12 protein-coding genes are annotated in these 16,298 nt (G+C 61.2%); 4 read left to right on the forward strand and 8 right to left on the reverse strand.

Going from position 1 to position 16,298, the window contains the following annotated elements; all coding sequences use genetic code 11:
- The first annotated feature begins 3 nt into the window (after positions 1–3).
- The 4 genes from lptG to lpxD all read left to right on the forward strand — a co-directional run bounded on the left by lptG (position 4) and on the right by lpxD (position 3,998).
- The gene (lptG, locus tag NSND_RS03695) at positions 4–1,095 is read left to right on the forward strand and encodes an LPS export ABC transporter permease LptG (RefSeq protein WP_080877672.1); all 1,092 of its coding nucleotides are present in this window, start codon (positions 4–6) and stop codon (positions 1,093–1,095) included.
- Between the two features lie 154 nt (positions 1,096–1,249).
- Positions 1,250–2,506, forward strand: coding sequence for a beta-ketoacyl-ACP synthase II (fabF, locus tag NSND_RS03700; protein ID WP_080877673.1), 1,257 nt, complete (start codon positions 1,250–1,252; stop codon positions 2,504–2,506).
- Positions 2,507–2,569: 63 nt separating this feature from the next.
- Complete coding sequence (locus NSND_RS03705) at positions 2,570–2,911, forward strand: acyl carrier protein (RefSeq protein WP_159450617.1); 342 nt, start codon at positions 2,570–2,572, stop codon at positions 2,909–2,911.
- Between the two features lie 4 nt (positions 2,912–2,915).
- On the forward strand, positions 2,916–3,998 hold the full coding sequence (gene lpxD, locus NSND_RS03710; RefSeq protein ID WP_159450618.1) for a UDP-3-O-(3-hydroxymyristoyl)glucosamine N-acyltransferase: 1,083 nt from the start codon (positions 2,916–2,918) through the stop codon (positions 3,996–3,998).
- Between the two features lie 18 nt (positions 3,999–4,016).
- On the opposite strand, the gene NSND_RS03715 is transcribed toward lpxD, so the two are convergent.
- The 8 genes from NSND_RS03715 to NSND_RS03745 all read right to left on the reverse strand — a co-directional run bounded on the left by NSND_RS03715 (position 4,017) and on the right by NSND_RS03745 (position 16,256).
- Positions 4,017–4,541, reverse strand: coding sequence for a hypothetical protein (locus NSND_RS03715; RefSeq protein WP_080877676.1), 525 nt, complete (start codon positions 4,539–4,541; stop codon positions 4,017–4,019).
- 487 nt (positions 4,542–5,028) lie between these two features.
- The gene (locus NSND_RS03720) at positions 5,029–7,101 is read right to left on the reverse strand and encodes an HD domain-containing phosphohydrolase (RefSeq protein ID WP_080877677.1); all 2,073 of its coding nucleotides are present in this window, start codon (positions 7,099–7,101) and stop codon (positions 5,029–5,031) included.
- Positions 7,102–7,300: 199 nt separating this feature from the next.
- On the reverse strand, positions 7,301–8,272 hold the full coding sequence (locus tag NSND_RS03725) for a hypothetical protein (RefSeq protein ID WP_080877678.1): 972 nt from the start codon (positions 8,270–8,272) through the stop codon (positions 7,301–7,303).
- A 35-nt stretch (positions 8,273–8,307) separates the two neighbouring features.
- Positions 8,308–9,798, reverse strand: coding sequence for a response regulator (locus tag NSND_RS03730; RefSeq protein ID WP_080877679.1), 1,491 nt, complete (start codon positions 9,796–9,798; stop codon positions 8,308–8,310).
- Between the two features lie 28 nt (positions 9,799–9,826).
- Complete coding sequence (locus NSND_RS03735) at positions 9,827–10,303, reverse strand: chemotaxis protein CheW (protein ID WP_159450619.1); 477 nt, start codon at positions 10,301–10,303, stop codon at positions 9,827–9,829.
- 16 nt (positions 10,304–10,319) lie between these two features.
- Positions 10,320–10,892, reverse strand: a complete 573-nt coding sequence (locus tag NSND_RS20845; RefSeq protein WP_143833379.1) for a chemotaxis protein CheW — start codon at positions 10,890–10,892, stop codon at positions 10,320–10,322.
- Positions 10,893–10,939: 47 nt separating this feature from the next.
- A complete protein-coding gene (locus NSND_RS03740) occupies positions 10,940–14,329 on the reverse strand; it encodes a hybrid sensor histidine kinase/response regulator (protein ID WP_080877681.1) in 3,390 nt (1,129 codons plus the stop codon).
- Between the two features lie 52 nt (positions 14,330–14,381).
- Positions 14,382–16,256, reverse strand: a complete 1,875-nt coding sequence (locus NSND_RS03745; protein WP_080877682.1) for a methyl-accepting chemotaxis protein — start codon at positions 16,254–16,256, stop codon at positions 14,382–14,384.
- Positions 16,257–16,298 lie beyond the last annotated feature (42 nt).

A 16,298-nucleotide genomic window follows, 5' to 3' on the forward strand; every position in this document is an offset into this window, starting at 1 on the left:
CCTATGAACATTCTGTTTCGCTATATGCTGCGCGAGTACGTGAAGATCTTCGGCATGTGCTTCGCCGGGCTCATGACGATTTACCTCGTGATCGACTTCTTCGAGAAGGTGCGCCGCTTCCTGCGGTACGACGCCCATGCCCTCGATGTGCTGGCCTACTTCGTCCTCAAGATGCCCGCTATTTCGTACCAGATCGCGCCGCTCGCGGTCCTGATGGCGACCCTGCTCACGATCGGCCTGTTGTCGCGCAGCCATGAAATCACCGCGATGCGCAGTTGCGGTATCAGTCTCTACTGGATTACCTCCCCGTTCCTGTTTCTCGGTACCGTGCTGGCGATGGTCCTGTTCCTCTTCAGTTCAACCGTCATTCCCCTCGCCCTCGCCAAGGCCGAGCAGATCAAAACGACCCGGATCGAAAAACGAGAGTTGCCGGTCTCGGTGAAAGCAGCGCAGCCCTGGGTCAGCCTGGGCGGCCAAACATTGATGAACATCGACACCATCGACCCCGGCGGAGCCGTGTTGCGAAAAATCCGCCTCTATCGCTTGAGCCCCACGTTCGAGCTGGAGCAGATTGCGGAGGCACAGCGCGCGGTGTATTCGCCGCAGGGCTGGGTCCTGGAAGACGGCATCCGGCGCTCGTTCCGGCAGGATGGGACGGTCTCGGTGAACAGTTTTCAGACGGAACCCCTGCCGCTCGCGCAAATTCCCGACGACTTCACGACCTGGCTGGAGTTGGATTCGGAAACGATGACGCTGCCGGAGATTCGTGCCTATGTCGATCGGCTGCATCTGGGCGGCACGATCCTCCCGCGCCTGCTGACTGATTATTATGGCCGGATCGCCTTCCCCTGCGTGACCTTTATTATGGTGGTCGTCGGCATTGCCTTGAGCCTCCGGCGCACCGGCGTGCGCGGCAGCGGCATGGCCATGGGCATCGGACAAGCCATGGCCGTAGGATTCTTTTATTGGTCCACCCATTCCGTGGCAATTGCGCTGGGACGCGGCGGGGCACTTGCGCCGATGCTGGCCGGCTGGATGGCCAATCTGGTATTTCTGACGTTTGGCTTTTATCTGCTGTTGAAGGTCCGTTACTGAGAGGATCGCGAAATAGTCCGCCAGCGGCGTTCGCCATTCGACAGTCGCAGCATCGCTCGCGAGTGCCTGATGCTTACAGCATTGACTGTGGCGCCACCGTACGGTAAGTAGACAGGCCGCACAAGGCATCACCGGCAAGCAGTGAAAGGGTTCTATGTCGACGAGAGTCGTCATCACAGGTCTGGGAGTCGTCTCCCCCATCGGCATCGGGGTGCCGCAGTTCTGGAAAGCGGCATTGGAAGGCCGGTCCGGGATCTCGGCCATTACCTCCTTCGATCCGTTCCCGTTGGAAGGGTACCGGTCGCGCGTGGCCGGACGCATTCTCGGATTTTCCCCCGAACAGTATCTCCCAGCCGGTCAAGGCGACCGGGTGGACCGCTACGCCCAGTTCGCCCTTGTGGCCGCCAAGGAAGCGCTGGCGGACGCCGACTTCCGCATGGAGCGGGAAGAGCCGCACCGTGTCGGGGTCATCGTCGGCGCCGGCATGGGCGGCATGGTGATGGGCGAACGGGAAATCACGCAGCTGTATGAACAGAAACGCCCGCACCGGGTACATCCCAACTTTATTCCGGTCATTACACTGAATTCGGCTTCCGGCATCGTGGCCATGGCCTATGGGGCCAAAGGACCCAACCTGACGATTTCCACGGCTTGCTCATCGAGCGCCCATGCCCTTGGTCAGGCCATGCACGCCATTCGCGCCGGCACGGCGGATGCGGTGATCGTCGTCGGCGCCGATGCCAGTATCACGCCCCTGGTCTTTGCCGGATTTTGCTCGCTGCGCGCACTTTCGACCAAGTATAACGATGCACCGGAACGAGCCTCACGACCCTTCGATCGCGGACGGGATGGCTTTGTCATGGGTGAAGGCGCCGGCGCGCTGATTGTCGAATCGCTCGCCCACGCCAAGAAACGCAAGGCCCGGATGTACGCGGAAGTGGCCGGATACGCCGCCACCAGCGAAGCTCATCACATGGTGATTCCACGCGAGGACGGCGAAGAGGTGGCCATCACGATGCGCCTGGCCTTGAAGGATGCGGGCGTCACGCCTGCGCAAGTCAATTACATCAATGCCCATGCGACTTCCACGACGGTGGGTGATGCGGTCGAGGTGAAGGCCATTCGTCTCCTGTTCAAATCCCGGGCGGATAAGCTGGCGGTGAGCGCCACGAAGTCACTCGTGGGGCATACGCTGGGTGCCGCGGGATCGCTGGCCGGGATCGTCTCGGCCCTGACCCTTACCAGCGGGCAGATCCACCCGACGCTCAACCTTGACGATCCGGATCCGGCCTGCGCCCTCGCGGGGCTGTCTGCGCAACCGCAAACCCGCAAAACCAAGGTCGCGCTGATCAACGCGTTCGGCTTCGGCAGTAACAATGCCGCGGTCGTCTTAAAATCTCTGTCGACCTGACCCGCGTCGGGCGACGACATTCGTGCACCTGCGATGTGCCGGCAAGAAACGAAGGAACCGGTTATGGCTAAGACTTCAGACGTTTCCGACAAGATCATTCAGGCGCTGGCGGACTATCTCAAGCGGGATGCGGCGTCGATTCAGACGACCCATCACCTGCGGGACGACCTGGGTTTGGATTCGATGGCGGTGATCGAAATGCTGTACCGCATCGAAGAAGTCTTTAATCTCCAGATCCCCGACCAGGACCTCGTCGGCCTGACCACCGTCGGCCAGGTGATCGCCTATGTGCAAGGCCGCGTCGCCCCTCCGAAGGCTCCCGCGAAGGCGGCCGCGAAAACTCCGGCGAAAGCCGCCGCGAAGCCACCTGCCGCCAAGCGTTCTACCAAGAGCAAGAAGGCCTAGCCGTATGACGACCGCACCGAGACACACGCCGCTGACACTCCGGGAACTCCACAGCTATGTCGGAGGAGAGCTGGTCGGTTCACCGGATGCGACCGTCACCGGAGTGGCAAGCCTGGAAGAGGCCGGACCGGACGACCTCGCCTTCCTGACCTCCGAACGCAATTTGAAATCTCCGCAGACCGCCACTATCGGGGCCCTGCTCGTGGGACGTCGCCTGCCGGATTGTCCGTCACCGCAACTCGTGGTGGACAATCCTGCGTATGCCTTTGCGCGGGCCGCCCAGCAGTTTTTTGCGCGACCGACCCGCATGCGCGGCATCGCCCAGGGCATCACCCGTGGCGAGGACGTGACCATCGGCGCGGATGTGTCGATCTGGCCCGGCGTGACCCTCGGGGACCGCGTCTCCATCGGCGCGCGGGTGACCCTCTATCCGGGGGTCTTTATCGGCGACGATAGCGCCATCGGTGATGATGCCCTCCTCTACCCCAACGTGGTGGTTCGTGAAGGCTGCCGTCTCGGAGCTCGCGTGATCGTGCACAGCGGCACGGTGATCGGCAGTGACGGATTCGGCTACGTCCAGTATCAGGGACGTCACCAGAAGATTCCGCAATTGGGCGGCGTGCTCATCGAAGATGACGTGGAACTGGGCTCCAATGTGAGCGTGGATCGCGCGACGTTCGGCAACACCGTCATCAAGCGCGGGACGAAAATCGATAACCTCGTGCAGATCGCCCACAACGTGGTGGTGGGTGAGCACAATATTCTCGTCGCGCAAGTCGGTATCGCGGGGAGTACGACGCTGGGAAAGTATGTGATGGTGGGTGGCCAGGCCGGCCTCGCCGACCATTTGCAGATCGGCGATCAGGTGATGATTGCGGCTAAGTCCGGCGTCACAAGAAGTCTGGAGCCCAATCAAATCGTCTCCGGCGCGCCGGTGATGCCCCATGCGACGTTTCTGAAGGCCCAGGCGGTGATTCCGCAGTTGCCGGAACTACGCCAGCGCGTCCGCGAGTTGGAAGAGCGCCTTGCGAAACTGGAACAGATCCGACAACCTCCCGCCAAGTCCCGCAAGCCCCGTCGCAAATAGCCCGCGTCAGCCGCATCGTTAGTTCTTCAGCATCGACTTCCAAAAGAACAGCTTGGCCCAGAAAAATCCCGCCCAGGGCAGGAAACAGGCCGCGATCGGATGGACCGCGCCATAGATCATGCTGACCATTGAGCCCGCGAGCAATACCGCCAGGCCGACCATATAGGCGCCCGGAGCCCAGGGTGACCCGCTGGCCTGTTCCTGACTGGCCGCACTCTCTCGTTTGGGTTTGCCGCTCTTACTGACCGTCGGCTGCCGCATGCGCGCCGCAAACACCTCCGGGCGATTGGTCAAGATCCACCGGTGGTACGTCGTCTGCACCCACCCGAGCACCCCGCCCAGCAGCAACAACCCGGAACTTTGGAGAAAGGTCCACCACGTGTAGCTGTCGGTAGCGATGAGCTGATACCCGAGCCCGCCGACCCCGCCGATCATGGAAATCAGGCCAAGGATGCCGGCAGGAAATAACATGTATGCTTTGATGTAGGCCGTCGCACGCGCGTCGTGCCCTTCCTGCTGCTTGAGAGAGATCAGTTTTGCCATGGGCGTGATGGTCGTACAATCGCAACCTCAACCGCAAGCGAAAATGTGTCGGACCGGGACAAATTTCAGCGAGCAGCGAAGCAAGCATACCTTTTCCGTGCAGGGCCCCTCGTCACTCGACGAGCAAGAGGCGTGAGCACAGGGGGCGCAGGCCGACGGAGTTGATTCCCTCCAAGCTCGCACGGCAACACGTGTTCAGCAGGCGGTGGATCGATCGTTCAGGATTGACGTGGGGAACCGGCGATCTCAACTGAGTGGCATCATTCTTCCCTGTCCACAAGAACTGTGGACGGACTGTGCGCAACCATGTGGACAGACCTCCGCCGACAGTGGCTGCGTAGGAATGCCCGCAATGTGCTCAATAATTAGGCGGCATCACGTGAGATTTCTCAGCAGGATGGAACAGTGTTCATCTTTGAGCGGTTGAGGGCAGGCGACGCGGAGAGGCAGGCAAACCGGCTATCAATTGGGAGCGCTTCGTCAACCGCTACGCCATGGGGAGGATGTCAAAAATGGCCGCCCGTTCCACGCGGCCGACATCGACCCATTGCTGGGCCAGCGGAATGAGCGTGGCCAATCGTTCTTCCACGGCTGCCAGTCGCTCGCGGATGACCACCGGTTTGTGCTGGGCCGTGACGCGGAGGAATGTACGCAGGCCATGCAGGAACAGGCTGATATTCGCCGCGGCCACCCGGTCGGCCGCATCGAAAAGCGCCTCGATCTCGACAAAAATGGGTTCCAACGCCTGGGGTGGGAAGACGCGATCCTCACTGGTGAGAGCGACATGCCTGAGCGTCGCGATCACCGCCGGGATATGCGCCTGCATGTGCGCGAGAAATCGCTCGTCCAACTCATCCAGCTCCTGCAACAGTCGCCCGATGGCACGCGCATCCACCACGCCTGTCCCTCGCGCCATCTCCTGCTCGGCACGCTGAATCACGGTTTCCAACACATCGCGCACCGGTTGCAGCGATCGACCTCGCGCCTGATGCAACTGCCGCAAGGCGTCAAGAATAGATGCGGCCGGCAACGAAGTGGAAGGCGCGTCGCACGGAACGTCAGCCTCGACAGGGGCCGGCGCTTCAGCGACCATCGGCTCAGGCATTTCAGTCACAGGCTGCTGCACAGCGACGGCAGCTTCGAGATGATCCTGGGGTGGCCGCTCGAGCGCCTGAAGCGCCTGCACCGTCTTGCTGATTTCGAGCAGCCCCTCCCGAAGCGACGCCACATGATGAGCCGCCACGGTGCGCTCATGTTTTGCGGCGGCCTGAAGGAGCGGAAGCAGTCGGGTCGCCATGTCTTCCACGGCCGTCAACCCGACGGTCGCGGCGGATTGCGCGAGGTTGCTGACGCTCTGCCATAAAATCGTCGTCAACTTGGCGCGGCGCCCCTGTTCACTTGTCGTGTCGAGCCGCTCAAGCGCCGTCTGGATCTGATTGAGCCATTCACGGGCCTCCAATACAAACAGGCCGAGAATTTCCCGCCGGACATGCGGGCCCTGGTCAGGCGCGTCGATCGTCGACTGGACCTGCGCAGGCTGCGCAGCTGCCTTGGGTTGCTCCACCGCGGCCTGAATCACGCCGGCGATCGCATCCAGACTTTCGAGCAAGGCGGCAAACTGATCCGATGCGCTCGTCGGCGTGGCGGGCTCGGCAGCCATCGGTGCGGGTGCAAACGTGAAGCGCTCCAATGCCGGTGAATCGACAGTTTCTGCGACCGACACCTGGGGCAACTGACTGAGATCGAGAAACCGCGGCGGATCGGTCACCCCTGTCTCCTGTGCGCCGGTCACACGAAGCACCGGACGAGATGGGTAGCGAGGCGTGATTCGCACCACCACCCCTTCTTCGCCGCTGCTCAGGCGCACTTTGGTACCCAGCGGGTAGACCGAGAGTTGCTCGACCAATCCTTTCATGATTTCACGGGGAAACGCAGTACGCTCCGTGTTCAATAACTCACGGATCGCCTCGTGCGGGAGGAGGCGCCGGCGGTAGGGGCGCGGACTGACCAACGCATCGAAGATATCGACGAGCCCGATGATCTGCGCCAGCTCATTAATTTCACGCCCCTTTAAACGGTTTGGGTACCCCTGCCCCTTCCCGCGCTCATGGGCCTGCAATACCACTTCGGCCAGCCAGGCATAGTCCGCACCGAGACGTTCGATCACCCCATACCCCGAACGCGGATGTTGCTCGACCAGAGCCCGCTCATCGGAGCTCAGACGGCCGGTCTTCGTCAGTAGATGCTGCGGCACGGCAAAAATGCCGATGTCGTGCAGGAGCCCGGCCAACGCCAAACGCCGCAACTCCGCGCCGTAATAGCCGAGGCCGATCCCGACCTTCGTCGCGAGAATGCTCACATTGACTAGATTGGTAACCAGCGGAGGGCCGACAGGACTGGAGAGGGCTTCAACGACTAACTGATCATTTTCCTGAATCGACTCGACGATGCTGCCGGCAAGATGGGTCAACTCCGTCAGGTTCACCGGTTCCTGCCGTTGCACGGCGGCAGCGACCCGCATCAGCGCATCCTCAGCCTGCCGGTAGTGATTCTGCTCCATTTCCTCTTAGCCTCCAGCCTCGACGCGCTTCGTCACGCGGCACGCCTTTGTTTTCACCTCTGCATGGTCCAACGCTCCGAGTCAGGCGAATCAGCGAAGCCGTCCGGAATGATCCCCATGGTGGAGGTGCGCCTTCAACTCAACAAAGCCTGTCCTGGAAGTCCTGTCCGAGGCCGGTCGCGCGCTGTGAGGAGCGTCCTCAGGCGGCAGGCAGCAGCCGGCTCATCAGATCATGTTCCTGTTGTCCGGCGGTGATCCAGTCCTCGATCGTGGTCATCACGGCGAGAATGCGTGCTTCGACGGCCTGGACACGTTGGGACGCGATCACGATACGACGCTGGACAATCAAGGCCAGGAAGTTCTGAAGGCCGGTGAGAAAGGTCACCAGCGGGGTGGCATTGACCTGCTTGGCAATGCCTTGGAGTTGTTCGATCTGTTGCATGCAGGTGCCGAGCACGTTGCCTGGTTCCAAAACCGTCAATCCCTCGACCCGGAGCCTGTTCAGGTTCTGCGCAATGCCGGGCAATGCTTGTCGTAGTGAGTCCAGGCATCGGGCGTCCGTGCTTTGGAGCTCACCCAGCAGCTGCTGAAACGCGGTCATCTGTATCTGGCTCTCCCCTTGTCTCGCTTCCTGCTCCAATCGGTGCATGACTTGTGGAATCAAACTGCGGGAAGGGACTTCCTTGGCAACCTGCTCGTCTTGAAGCATGCGAAGCGCGTTCAGGAGCGTGAGGAAATCGATGGCCGGTTCCGGTTGTGGAGGCGCGCCCTGCTCAGGACCAAGGTCCAGCGTAATGCCAGTGGCCATGGTGACGGACGCGATGACGAGACAGAACTGTTCACGGACCGTGCCGAAATCCTGCTTGGTCGCCGTCGTCCGGTCTTTCAGGGTGTCGATGAAGGGAAGCAGTGCGAAGGTAGCGCGTTCGACATCGGGAAGGTTCACCGTGGCGGCAGAACCACCGAGACTGGTGATGCCCCTCACCACGGCATCCACCAGTTGCGCATGCCGATCGGTATCCGGCTGGCTTTCCAGTTCGGTCAGGGCGGAATGGATTTGGATGAGCCACTCTTGCGCCTCTTGACCGAACAGTTCAATCAGTTCTTTTTGAAAATCGTCTTCGGTCTGTTCTGGTTCGGTCGACACAGTGGCGCCCTGCCTCTGACCCATGCACTCGCCTGAACATACGGACGAGTGACGGCCTCCTAGCGTTTTCCATTACCGAGTTGGGAGGCCAGCCCCGCGATCTCCCCCAGCTTCCTCGCCATATCTTCGAACCGGCGAGTCGACTGCTCCGCCATGTGCTCGGCTTCCATCGCCCGTTTCTCGAGCTGCATCGAACGCTCCTGCTCGCTGACCAGGGCGAGATCCAGCTCACTGGCACGTTGCGCCGTCGCTTCCAACTGTTTGACCTGAACTAACAGCGCCGCCGCAGCCTCCCGTTCAGCCGAGAGCGCCGCGTCCAGCTCGGTGATCTGAGCATGGGCTTTCGCACAGGCCTCTTCCAGCGCCGGCACCTTGTCTGCAACCTGTTCCAGCTCGACACGCTCCCGTCGCTGCAGTTCCGCTTGCTCACGTTCAGCGGCCAAGGTCGTTTCGAGCTCGTGCACGCGCGTTTCGACCTGCTCAAGACCGGTAATCTGCTGCACCAATTGATTCGCCGCTTCCCGCTCTGCCTCCAGATGGGCCTCCAATTCCACGATGCGCGCGGCATGACGGGCCCCTTCCGAAACCTGTTGGGACAATTGCTGGGCACGATGCTGCTCATCGGCCAGAGCCGTCTCCAGTTCGCCGATCCGGTGCATCTGTCTCGAGACTCCATCCAACTGTTCTGCGAGAGCGGTTCGCTGCGCCCGCTCGTCGGCTAGACTCTGGTCCAATGTGTGTGCATGTGACGACAGGGCTGCAACCTGCTCGTGCTGCTCATCCAACGCACGCTGGATGTGCCCGATCTGCTGGGTCTGCTCCAGACTCCGCCGACGCTCCTCGTCCAACTGCGCTTCGAGTTCGCCGATCCGCGTGTCACGTTCCGCCAGGATTGCATGATGATGCTCATGATCATGCGCCGGCGTAGCCGGCTCAGCGGCATGGAATGCAGGGGCCGCATCCACCATCGTGTCGCGGGTCATCGTCGCCGGTATGGCGTGAGGATCGTCAAGACTGCTCGTGATCGGCTCGAGCGACGGCCGATGCTCCTGAGTGTCTACGCGGGCCTCTTCGAGTTCTTCCGGCACATGAATGGCGGGTGCGGCCGCGACCTCTGCCACGATAGATGGCTCCACGGCCACGTGCTGCTGCGGCAGTTCCGGAACCGGAGCAGGCTTTTGTGGGCGCTTCGTCAACAGGTCCAGCACACGGTCCTTGAGTGAGGAGCCCTGAAACGGCTTCTTCAAGACCCCGTCGGCCTTACAGGACTCCGCTTGTCGGGACACTTCATCGTTCACGATACCGCTGATCAGCAGCACGGGAAGATCCGCGAGGTTTGCCTGTCCCCGAATGTACGCACAGACCTCATAGCCGCTCTTGTCCGGCATGATGACATCGGACACGATGAGGTCGGGGCGATCCTTACTTAACAGCGCCAGAGCCTCAGATCCGTTCGCCGCAAGTGTCACCCCCATGCCGGCCTCGGTCAGGAGACGCTCGGCCACCTTACGGACTGCGATACTGTCGTCGGCAATCAAGATCTTTGGCATGTCGTTCCTCTACACAAGGCAAGGCTCATCACGCGGGGCGGTTCGATGAGACCCCCAAGGTTGTCAGGTTGATGATAGGAAGTTCTTCTTCGCCGGCGATGCACGTTCCCGCGATGTCGGGATCGTTGCCGGCGCGATACTGCACTGCCGAGCGTGCCACCATGTGCAAGGAAGGAACCTGGGAATCGATACAGATTGCCAGCGGTCCATCCACATGTTTGACAACCAGACACAGCGGTTCACCATCCTGCAGGGAACGCTTGAACTTCGCCGCCAGGTCGAATACCGGAAGACATCCCTTCTCCTGTCGGACGAGAGCGCGCACAAACGGCGTATCGCTGGGAACCGCCGTCGAGCCCGTCCACGGCATCACCCCGCCGATCTCCTCGGTTCTGGCGGCCAACCGTTGCCCGCCCACCGAAAACACCACCATGTGCTGCATCCGCGCCTCGGTCGCGCCTTTGCTACCCTTGTGCGGTTGTCTGCCTAGCTGAGTACGTAGCATGGTCGATCCTTGTGACCTACTTGGCCGATCCGGCTGACATCGCCGACGCCTCTTCCAAGGCCGCCGAAGGCAGGCGGAGTCTGGAATCGAATTCGCCCGGCCGGCGCTCCGACACCCGAAGGGCAAACACATCCAAGACATTGGTCCGGGAGGGGAGCTCGAGCACCCAAAACGGATTGGCGATCAGCGCGATATACGACGACTCAACAAACAATCCGAGCAATCGCTCCCGCTCCCCTCCCCGAAACTGCGCAGGGAGCGGCTGGATCAGCGTCCGTTCGACATCGATGAGGCCCACGACCTTGTCCACCGCAAAGGACCGCGATCGTTGCTCATTGGCATAGAGCACGATCCGGGTCTCAGCCGTGACGCCTTTGGCCTGGATCGTCAAACGACGGGCGAGATCGGTGCGTTCGTAGGAAGCATTGGCCCAGGTGACATGCCCGTCCTGGCCCCCCTCAGCCGGAGTCACAATGCCGCGAACCCAGTGGGAGGGAAAGGCCACATGCGTGGGGCCCATGAGCGCCACGAGAAATCGGACCGCCAACCCGCTCGACACCACTGCTGCCTTATGTCCCCGGAGCCCCATGCCTGTCCTTCATTCTGCCAGTAACGGTACGAATCGACAAAACGTTCCTATTTTTTCACGACGCTTTCGCGGCCTGTCCACTTGCGGACTTCCTGGATCAGGGCGCGTTCTTCCACCGGCTTGGCAATGTACCCCGAGGCCCCCACACTCACGGCCATCTGGCGATGCTTTTCACCCGCCCGCGTGGTCATGACGAGAATCGGTGTGGCCTGAGTCTGCGGCCTGGCGCGAAGCGCCTGAATGACTTCAAAGCCGTTCAACTTCGGCATTTCGAGATCGGTGATGATGAGCTGGTACTGCTGCACCAATGCCTTGCGACAGCCTTCTTCTCCGTCGGTCGCCGTTTCGACGATATACCCGGCCGACTCCAGCATGCGTCCGACAAACTTTCTGATGCTGAGCGAGTCATCGATCAACAAGAGCGGAAGCTGCGTATCCGGAAGCTGCGGCGAAGCGGGCTGCGCCGGTCCCTCAAGCATCGGCGAGGAGGCGGGGTTTTGAATGACCGACATGGCCTCATGGTATTCGCGAGTCGTCAACCGGCTGACGTCCAGAACCAGCACCACACGCCCCTCGGGATCGATAGTCGCGCCACCGAACACGGACCGTTCATACGGCCTCAGCCCACCCAATGATTTAATGACGATTTCCTGCCGGCCCAGCAATTCATCCACCGCGCAACCAAGCGCGCCGGTCGAGGTTCGAACGACGACCACGGGAGTCGCTCCCTCAATGGTGCCGGCATCCCGGCGAATGAGGCTGCCGAGCGGATAGACCTCAATGGCTTCGTCGCCGATCTGCAGCACCGATCGATCCCCCATCTGCTGGATCGTCGACGCCGTCGACATTGTGACTTCACGCACGCTCGGAAGCGGAATCGCGTAGCGCTCTTTCCCGACCCGAACGAGCAGCGCAGTTGCGATCAAGAGGGTGAGTGGCAAATGCATCGTGAACTTGGTGCCCTGCCCGTAGACGGATTCCACCTCGATGTGGCCGTTCATCGTCTCGATGACCCGCTTCACCACATCCATGCCGACGCCGCGTCCGGCCTGATCCCCGACCGCCTCGGCAGTGGAAAACCCCGGCAGGAAGATGAACTTGATAATTTCGCTCTCCGGCAATGAGTCCGCGACATCCGCTCGTACCAGACCCAGCTTGACCGCTTTGGCCTTGATCTTGACGATGTCGAGCCCCGCTCCGTCGTCTTCGACTTCGATAAGCACCGAGTTCCCTCGATGCGCGGCGTGGAGATAGATCGTACCGGCCGCCGGCTTCCCTTGGCTGCGACGGATGCCCGCAGGCTCGATCCCGTGGTACACCGCATTTCTGACCAGATGGACAAGCGGATCGACAAGCCGCTCCACGACACCGGTGTCGATTTCGGTATGTTCGCCGGACGTGACTAAATTGACTTCTTTTCCGGTAGCGCGGGCCATCTCACGGGCCGCGCGGCGGAAGCGCGTGAACGGCGTCCCGATCGGCACCATGCGGGCGCGGGCAATTTCATCGCGCATGCCCAAGGTCAACTGTTGCAGCGACCCCATGTCGTCCTGGGCGCGATGGATCGATCCGCTCAGCTGCGACATCGATTCGGTGATGTCCGCGGTGACCTCGCTGATTCGCCGGGCCAGGATGTTGAAGTCGTCGTACTTGTCGAATTCCAGGCTGCCGAAATCACTGACGCCCGGATACGCCTGCGGCGCGCCTTCGCTCGAGGACGCGGGAGAGGGCTGAAAGGAAAAGGTATGTTTATCTTCGAAGGTGCGTACGGCATCGGTCAGCCGGTTCTTGTTGGCCAAGACCTGTGTGGCCAATTGATCCAACGTGCGCAGCCGCTGCTCCAGCCGGCCGCGATCGATAACCAATTCGCCGACCAGATTGAGGAGGCGTTCCAAACGATCACGGCTGACCCGGATCACCTCTCGCTCTTCGCCGGTCTTCCCATCGACGCCTTTGGCCGAATCCTGTCCGTCGGCTTCGCGAATTTCTTCCACCGAGGCGCCTTCGGCAATCGATGAGACGATGGGGTGATCTTGGTCCGGTGCCGGCTGAGCCTGTCCCAGTTGCTTCAACTCCTGCAAGGAGTTCGCAAACCGTTGTCTCGTTCGCCCCACCATGGATACATCCCGTCGCATCAAGGCGCGAATGACATCGATTGAGCGCAACAGGACATCCGTGTGACCGGGAAGGAGCACCAGCTGCCCTTCGCGAACGGCGCCCATGAAGTCTTCAATGTGATGAGTCAGATCACCGATCGCCTGAAAGCCTACGGTATAGGCCGAGCCTTTCAGCGTATGGGCTGTGCGGAACAGTTGGTGGATCGTGTCGGGATTGCCCGCGTCCTTATCGACTCGCAGCAAGTCGGCTTCGAGGCTTTCCAAATATTCCTGCGCTTCCGGCGCGAAATAGGACATCACCTCAGAATCGAGGGCCGGGATCAGATAGGCCTCGGAGAGCTCCTGGGAGTCCGCCTCGCTCATGGAGTGCACAGCGGATTCGGGACCGGATGTGGCGGCAGGCACGGCCTCCTGCACCGACTTCTCTTCAGGCCGCCTCGTCTCAGCGGCAGCCGCTGCAGACTCACCCTGGCTCACACCCTGCTCCAATTCTCTGAGCTTCGTCCTGATGCGAGGCACCTCCTGACGCAAGCGCGTCAGTGATTGAGCGTCCCGCGCCATCAGGGAACGGATCACATCCACCGCCTGCCGCAGAACGGCGATCCAATGCGGCGCGATCGTGACAGCGCCCTCGCGAACGGCCATCATGCAGGATTCAATCGGATGAGAGAGATCTCCCACGACCTCAAATCCAACGGTATAGGCCGACCCTTTCAGCGTGTGCGCCACCCGATACAATTGATGAATCGTGTCGGCATTTGCCAAGTCAGAGTCCAACCGTTGGAGCAGGGTCTGGATCGTGTTGAGGTATTCTTCTGCCTCCGGCGAGAAGTAGGACAGCACCTCTTCGTCCAGGACAGGAATGAGGTACTCATCCGCCGGCTGATCGGAACGCTGCACAGACGCTGCCGACGGGTCGCTCGAAACGGCCGGCATCAAGTCGGAGTGGCGCCGGACAAATCCCTCAACCACGGAGGCATCTTCCCCTCCCCCACGCCCGATCTGCTCGACCTGCCCTCGAAAAGAGGCGGCAATCTCGCGCATCAGTTGCATGGCTTCGGGCCAGCGCGCCGCCGGAATCTCCTGCACTCGTTCGAGCGTATCTTCGAGTAGGGCCCCGAGTTGCCCGAGCGCCGGGAACCCGTAGAGGAGCGCCGCGCCTTTGAGCTTGTGGCCGACCGTGTGAAACTCGGCGACGTCGCCCGGCTCCGGATGCGCCTTCCCATCGGGATGCAACGCTTTCCAGAAGCGCCCCATATCGTCGCCGGCCTCGGCCACGAAAATGTCCAGCAACTGGTCGCGATCGAAATCAGCGCTCATTCACCCACTCAGCATCCGAGCGGAGGTCGGTCACCGCTCTTCAAGAATTCTCTTACGCGAGCTTGAACTGAGCGACCGAAGAGTTGAGGCCTTCGGCCAGTTTTGCCATGTCTTCGATCGTGAGTCGCGTCGAGTCCGTCTGCTTCTGCGTCGCCACGGCGCCGCCCGTGAACTCCTTAATGGCTCGACCGACTTTTTCCGTCGAGGCGGTCTGTTCGGACGCCGCGCTCGCGATGTTCTGGGCCAACTCGGAAGACCGTTTCGCAATGTCTGAAATTTCAGCGAACACGTCGCCGGTCCGGAGAGCCGAAGCGGATCCGGCTTCCACCGCCTGCGTTTCATGCTCCATGGCCACCACGGCATCCTGCGTTTCCGTTTGAATCACTTTCACGAGGTCGGCGATTTCACGTGTGGCTTGCGTGGAGCTTTCCGCCAGCTTTCTGACCTGGTCGGCGACGACGGCGAATCGTGCGCCGGCCTCACCCGCGCCGGCCGCCTCAATGGCGGCGTTGAGCGCGAGCAGGTTCGTTTGATTGGCGATATCGCGGATCGTCGACACGATCTGTGAAATTTCGAGTGAACGGTCACCGAGGCCCTTCACCTGCTTGGACATACGTTGCACCGCCGACCGGATGCTCTGCATGTCGCGCACGGTTTCCTGCACCGCGACGTTGCCGCGTTCCGTGGCCGACAGCACCTGCTTGGCGGAGTCGGAGGATGCGCCGGCCGTAGTGGCCACTTGACGCATACCGGCGGCCAACTGTTCGACCGCGCCCAGCGTACGCACGGATTCTTCCGCCTGCACCCGGGCTGTTCCGGACATTTGACCGGCTGAATCCCGCAGGGTACCGGCTGACTTGTTCACCCGATCAGCCGCCTCGCGCACCTGCTTCAACAATTGTCCGAACCGCGCGATCATGAGGTTGAACCCGTCCGCAAGGTTGCCGAACATGTCGGCCGTCACTTCGCCTCGCCGGGTCAAGTCTCCTTTACCGACTTCGGAGACCAGCACGAGGAATTGCATGAGCCGTTTCTGCATCAGGTCGCGCTCTTCCTCCGTCGACACCAGGGCGGTAATACGATCGAGCATGGAGTTGAACGCGGTGGCCATCTGGCCCAACTCATCGTGCGACTGAATCTTCGCGCGGGCCTGCAGATTGCCGCCGGCGGCCTGCGTCGCGACATTGGCGATGTGGCTGATGCTCCGGGAGAGGAATGTGGCGAGCAGATATCCGACGAACAATCCGAGGGCCACGGCGACCAGACCGCCGGCCACCAGAATCAGGGTACCGTTGTTGGCCAGGCTTTGCGCATCATCGTTGAGGTCCTTGGCGACGGCCTCGATGGCCGTAACCTGCTCATTGTGGCGTTTGACGGCATTTTCGAATGAGGGCGTCAAATTGACCGTTAAGGCCAGGATACCGAGGGCCCGCATTTGCTCCGCTTGCGTCGATGACAGGACGTTACGATCGAAGCTATCCGCCATGGCGCTCAGTGCGCCGTCGGCATCCTGAAAGTATTTTTTCAATGCCGGCTCAAAGAGGGTCAGATCCTTCGCCTCGTCCCGGCCCGATCGCGATACGCGCAGCGTCGTGCTCTTATAGTTGTTCACCACCTTGTCGATCTGGGCCTTCAGGGGCGGCAACTTGGTCACTTCCTGGGCGAAGTCGCCTTGTTTGGTGGCGGACGCGATATCCAGCAGAATCTGGTGATGTTTGGTCAACGCGGTTCCCATCTGGGCGAACTCAGCCAACGGCACCGTATAGTCCGCATACACCGTTTGCGACTGGGTGCTGAGTTGGCGCAGGGTGAGCACACCGACGCTGGCCATGATCATGATGATGACACTCACGAGACCGAAGCTGACCAGCAGCTTCGTCTTTGTTTTCATGTCCTGAAATTGATTCTTGACGCCTTGCCCGATCATGGTGCGCTCCTCCTTGTTCTGCTTTCCTCAACATCCGGTGGC

Source organism: Nitrospira sp. ND1, assembly GCF_900170025.1.
Taxonomy (GTDB): Bacteria; Nitrospirota; Nitrospiria; order Nitrospirales; family Nitrospiraceae; genus Nitrospira_A.

What these genes read in the sequence shown, in the direction of transcription:
- NSND_RS03705 (WP_159450617.1), top strand. Translation starts at nt 2,570, where the DNA reads ATGGCTAAGACTTCAGACGTTTCCGACAAGATCATTCAGGCGCTGGCG.
- NSND_RS03730 (WP_080877679.1), bottom strand. Translation starts at nt 9,798, where the DNA reads ATGCCAAAGATCTTGATTGCCGACGACAGTATCGCAGTCCGTAAGGTG.
- NSND_RS20845 (WP_143833379.1), bottom strand. Translation starts at nt 10,892, where the DNA reads ATGGGGCTCCGGGGACATAAGGCAGCAGTGGTGTCGAGCGGGTTGGCG.
- lpxD (WP_159450618.1), top strand. Translation starts at nt 2,916, where the DNA reads ATGACGACCGCACCGAGACACACGCCGCTGACACTCCGGGAACTCCAC.
- fabF (WP_080877673.1), top strand. Translation starts at nt 1,250, where the DNA reads ATGTCGACGAGAGTCGTCATCACAGGTCTGGGAGTCGTCTCCCCCATC.
- NSND_RS03725 (WP_080877678.1), bottom strand. Translation starts at nt 8,272, where the DNA reads ATGGGTCAGAGGCAGGGCGCCACTGTGTCGACCGAACCAGAACAGACC.
- NSND_RS03740 (WP_080877681.1), bottom strand. Translation starts at nt 14,329, where the DNA reads ATGAGCGCTGATTTCGATCGCGACCAGTTGCTGGACATTTTCGTGGCC.
- NSND_RS03720 (WP_080877677.1), bottom strand. Translation starts at nt 7,101, where the DNA reads ATGGAGCAGAATCACTACCGGCAGGCTGAGGATGCGCTGATGCGGGTC.
- NSND_RS03715 (WP_080877676.1), bottom strand. Translation starts at nt 4,541, where the DNA reads ATGGCAAAACTGATCTCTCTCAAGCAGCAGGAAGGGCACGACGCGCGT.
- NSND_RS03735 (WP_159450619.1), bottom strand. Translation starts at nt 10,303, where the DNA reads ATGCTACGTACTCAGCTAGGCAGACAACCGCACAAGGGTAGCAAAGGC.
- lptG (WP_080877672.1), top strand. Translation starts at nt 4, where the DNA reads ATGAACATTCTGTTTCGCTATATGCTGCGCGAGTACGTGAAGATCTTC.
- NSND_RS03745 (WP_080877682.1), bottom strand. Translation starts at nt 16,256, where the DNA reads ATGATCGGGCAAGGCGTCAAGAATCAATTTCAGGACATGAAAACAAAG.